The 4,504-nt window shown below is 66.8% G+C and carries 4 protein-coding genes; 1 reads left to right on the forward strand and 3 read right to left on the reverse strand.

Annotation, left to right across the window (positions count from 1 at the left end):
* Nucleotides 1-501: 501 nt before the first annotated feature.
* Nucleotides 502-912 carry a hypothetical protein gene (locus tag DBR20_RS11240; protein WP_108266230.1) on the forward strand — a complete coding sequence of 137 codons (411 nt, stop codon included), beginning with the start codon at nucleotides 502-504 and terminating at the stop codon, nucleotides 910-912.
* Between the two features lie 186 nt (nucleotides 913-1,098).
* On the opposite strand, the gene recG is transcribed toward DBR20_RS11240, so the two are convergent.
* The 3 genes from recG to DBR20_RS11255 form a co-directional block, all read right to left on the reverse strand.
* Nucleotides 1,099-3,210, reverse strand: coding sequence for an ATP-dependent DNA helicase RecG (gene recG / locus DBR20_RS11245; RefSeq protein ID WP_108266231.1), 2,112 nt, complete (start codon nucleotides 3,208-3,210; stop codon nucleotides 1,099-1,101).
* 7 nt (nucleotides 3,211-3,217) lie between these two features.
* Complete coding sequence (locus DBR20_RS11250) at nucleotides 3,218-3,604, reverse strand: RidA family protein (RefSeq protein WP_025874214.1); 387 nt, start codon at nucleotides 3,602-3,604, stop codon at nucleotides 3,218-3,220.
* A gap of 194 nt (nucleotides 3,605-3,798) precedes the next feature.
* A partial coding sequence (locus DBR20_RS11255) for an ACT domain-containing protein (RefSeq protein WP_146186992.1) occupies nucleotides 3,799-4,504 on the reverse strand: 706 nt, incomplete at its 5' end.

The following is a 4,504-nucleotide window of genomic DNA, read 5'->3' on the forward strand; positions in this document are numbered from 1 at the left end:
AGTTCTCCGCGATCTGTCGGAATGGCATGGCCTGCTCTTGATGGGTGTCGACCCTGCTGCTGTTGGTGGGTGTCGACCTCGGTCAACACGGTAGATCCACGCCATGCGTGGATGGATGTCGGAGGGATCGGGAAAGATGACGTAATCGGCCTGCGCTTGCAGGGCCACGCTGCAATTGCATGGTTTTCGACTTTTCCAATGATTCTCATTGAAGCGACGAGGGCTGTCGTGGACATCATGATGGGCCATCGACAACGGATGGCACGGGCTTGCAATCCCGTTTGACTGCCTTGTTGTTTACGCTTGCCTGCCGGCGTTGCGCGCGTGTTCCTGCGTGGCGTCCGGCAGGCAATCCGTCCGTGCGTTTTATGGCGGGCGGTGCGTGGGGGCTTCGCGCCCGCCGGCGTTCTTGAGGCAGTCACCGGTATTGCAACCACTCACCGCCCGCCACCCTCGCCTTCGCGTGGGTGGCCTCTTGCCTTGCGCACAAGGACTGCCGACATGACCGCATCCCGCTATCCCTTCCTGTTCGCCACTCTGGGCGATGCCGCCGCCAGCATCCCCGATGAGCTGGCGCAGGCGCTGGAAACCACCCTCGCCGCCCCTGCGACCGGCCCTACGGACGACGGCTTCACCCTGCTGGGTTGCCTCAAGCGCATCCGCCAGGGCGAAGGTGCCGATGGTCAGCTGTGGCCGAGCCGCTGGCATACACCTGGGCAACGTGTGGCGCTGGCCCGCATCGACCGCGCCAATGCCGGGCTGATCCTGCTGCTGGAGGTGCTGCACACCAGTGAGCGCGTGCGCGTGGACGGCGAAGATGTGCAGCAGATAGGCGATGACATCCGCGAAGGACTGCTGCTGGCCTGCCGAGGTTTGTCCGAATACATGGGTACGCAGTTGCCGGCCGTCTAGCAAATGCCAGTAGATCCACGCCATGCGTGGATAGGCTTTTGTAGAGTCGAGCCATGCTCGACTCACGCGCGCAGCGCGAACAGCAGCCGAGCATGGGCTCGGCTCCACCAGTCCGCAGCGGACGTCATGGCCCTTGCGGGGTCAGAGCCCTTTGCTCGGCAAAGGGATCCGACCCCAACCGGTCAGTCAGGCCGAGGCGTACCGCACGGCCGTACCGATCCAGCGCTGCACCACGCGATCTGCAAGCGCCGGTTGCTGCGCCAGCAGGCGTTCGGCCAGCTCATGCACACCCGGCAGCAGGCCCGCGTCGCGGGCCAGATCGGCGATGCGGAAACCGGCCAGGCCGGTCTGGCGGGTGCCCAGCAGTTCGCCGGGACCGCGCAGTTCCAGATCCTTTTCGGCGATGACGAAACCGTCGTTGGTCTCGCGCATGGTCTGCAGGCGCTCACGCGCCATCTGCGAAAGCGGTGCCTGATACAGCAGCACGCAGCGCGACACCGCCGAACCACGGCCTACGCGGCCACGCAGCTGGTGCAGCTGGGCCAGGCCCAGGCGCTCGGCATTCTCGATCACCATCAGCGAGGCATTGGGCACGTCCACGCCGACTTCGATCACCGTGGTCGCCACCAGCAGATCGATGTCACCGGCCTTGAACGCGACCATCGTCGCCAGCTTCTCGGCCGCTTTCAGCCGGCCATGCACCAGCCCCACGCGCACGCCGGGCAACAGCGCCTGCAGCGATTCGTAGGTGGCCTGCGCGGGCGTGGCATCCAGTTCTTCACTTTCTTCGATGAGCGTGCACACCCAGTACACCTGCCGCCCTTCCTGGCAGGCCAGGGCGATGCGCTCGATCAGTTCGGGGCGACGATCATTGTTCAGTGCAACGGTCTGCACCGGCGTGCGGCCCGGCGGCAGTTCGTCGATGGCCGATACATCCAGGTCGGCGTACTCGGACATCGCCAGCGTGCGCGGAATCGGCGTGGCGGTCATCACCAGCTGGTGTGGCACGTTGTTGCCGCCCTTGCCCTTGTCGCGCAGCGCAAGCCGCTGGTGCACGCCGAAGCGGTGCTGCTCATCGACGATGGCCAGGGCCAGATCCTGGAACACCACCGCTTCCTGCATCAGCGCGTGGGTACCCACCACCACCTGCGCTTCGCCGTTGGCGACCTGTTCCATCACCTTTGCGCGCGCCTTGCCGGTGACCTTGCCGGCCAGCCAGGCGATGCGCACGCCCAGCGGTTCCAGCCAGCCGCGCAGATTGTTGAGATGTTGTTCGGCCAGCAGTTCGGTGGGGGCGGCCAGTGCCACCTGCTTGCCCTGCTCCACCGCCAGCATCGCTGCCAACGCGGCCACCACGGTCTTACCCGAGCCGACATCGCCCTGCACCAGCCGCAGCATCGGGCTGGGGCGCGCGAGGTCGTCGCGGATCTGCTTGAACACGCGCGCCTGCGCGCTGGTCAATGCGAATGGCAGCTGCTTGAGCAGCGCCTTGGCCAGCTTGCCGGGACCGGCCAGCGGCGGCGCGTGATGCGCCTGCAGCGCAATGCGCTGGCGACGCAGGCTGAGGTGGTGCGCCAGCAGTTCTTCCATCGCCAGCCGGCGCTGCGCTGGGTGGGTGCCGGCAGCGAGTGCGGCCAGGTCTGCATCCGGCGGCGGCTGATGCACGGTCAGCAGCGCGCTGCGCAGCGATGGCAGGCCGAGGCCATCGAGCCAGCCGGTGGGCAGAAGTTCCAGCGTGCTTTCTTCCGGCAGGCGATCAAGCGCCTGGCCGATCAGCTTGCGCATCGTCATCGGGCCGACGCCTTCGACGGTGGGATACACCGGGTCGAGGCGGTCGCCGAGATCGGGATCGTCGTTGCGCCCCAGCACCTGGTAACTGGGATGGACGATCTCCAACCCCAGGTGCCCCGGCTTGGGCGTGCCGAAGCAGCGCAGGCGATTGCCGACCGCGAACTGGCCGACCTGCTGCTGGCGGAAATGGAAGAAGCGCAGCACCAGGGTGCCCTGCCCTTCGTCCTCCACCGCTACCTTCAGCATCGGTCGGTAGCGCATGCCGCGCTCGACGGCGACCACCCGCACTTCCACCTGCGCCGGAATGCCGTTGCGCAGGTCTTCGATGCGGGTCAGCCGGGTGCGGTCTTCATAGCGCAGCGGCAGGTGCAGCCAGAGATCCTGCAGGGTGGCCAGGCCACGCGCCTGCAGCTTGGCGGCCACGGCCGGACCGACGCCGGCGAGCATCGCAAGCGATGCTTCACCGGACGGTGCCAGTGCCGGGGTGACCGCCGCCTTGCGTGCCACGTGGCGGTCAGTCGATGACCATCACCGCGTCGACCTCGAAGTTGGCGCCCTTCGGCAGACCGGAGACTTCGATGGTGGAACGGGCCGGGAACGGGGCCTGGAAATAGTCCTGCATCACGGCGTTGACCTTGGCGAATTCGGCCAGGTCGGTCAGGTACAGGCCCAGGCGCACGACCTTGTCCAACGAACCGCCAGCGGCTTCGGCCACGGCCTTGAGGTTGTCGAAGGCACGACGGGCCTGTGCTTCGACGTCACCCACGCCGACGATGTCGCCGGTGGCCGGGTCGAGCGGAATCTGGCCGGAGAAATACACGGTGTTGCCGGCGCGCACGGCCTGCGAGTACGGGCCGATGGCGGCCGGGGCCTTTTCGGTGTTGATGATCTGGCGGGACATGGGTCGCTCCGGTGCGTTGGGGGAAAACAGAGCGGTGATTGTACCGGGTGGGGGTGCATCCACGCATGGCGTGGATCTACCGCGCCGCTTCGGTAGCGCCGGCCGCTGGCCGGCAACCTCATGAATTTCGGAAGCATCGCGAAGTTGCCGGCCAGCGGCCGGCACTACCGGGTGCATCCACGCATGGCGTGGATCTACTGGCGGCGAACCGCCTGCACGACCGACAGGCGGCGCAGGCGACGCATGACTTCAGCCAGGTGGTTGCGGTCGCGTACCTGGATGTTGAACGCCAGAACGGCGGCGTTGAAATCACGGTCCAGGTAATCCACGCGCTCGATGTTGGAATGGCTCTGCGCGATCGCGGCAGCCAGCTGCGCGAGCACGCCGGTACCGTTCTCCACTTCCACCACCAGCGAGGTGTCGTAGTCGCCGGATACGGTGGTATCCCAACCGATCAGCACCCAGCGCTCAGGCGACTTGCGCAGTTCGGCCAGGTTCGGGCAATCCATGCGATGCACCACGATGCCCTTGCCGGCGGTGTGGTAACCCATGATGTCGTCGCCAGGAATGGGCTGGCAGCAACCGGCGAAGGTGACCACGCCGCGCTCGCTGCCGTTGATCAGGATCTTTTCCTGAGAGCTGTGGCGCGAATGCGGCCCACCGCGCAGTTCGGCGTAGGCCATCAGCGCCTGCGCGGCCTGGGTCGGCATCCAGTTGCCCAGCGCGACTTCCGCCAGCAGGGCCTCCAGGCGCGGGAACCGGTGCTCTGCAAGGAAGGCATCCAGACGGCCCTTCGGCAGGCGCTCCAGCGAGCTGTCCATCGCCTCCAGCGCGCGGTCGAGCATGCGGTGGCCCAGCTGCACGGCATCTTCGTGCTCCAGCTGCTTGAGCTGGTGGCGG

The organism is Stenotrophomonas sp. HMWF023 (assembly GCF_003060985.1).
In the GTDB taxonomy this organism is placed as follows: domain Bacteria; phylum Pseudomonadota; class Gammaproteobacteria; order Xanthomonadales; family Xanthomonadaceae; genus Stenotrophomonas; species Stenotrophomonas lactitubi.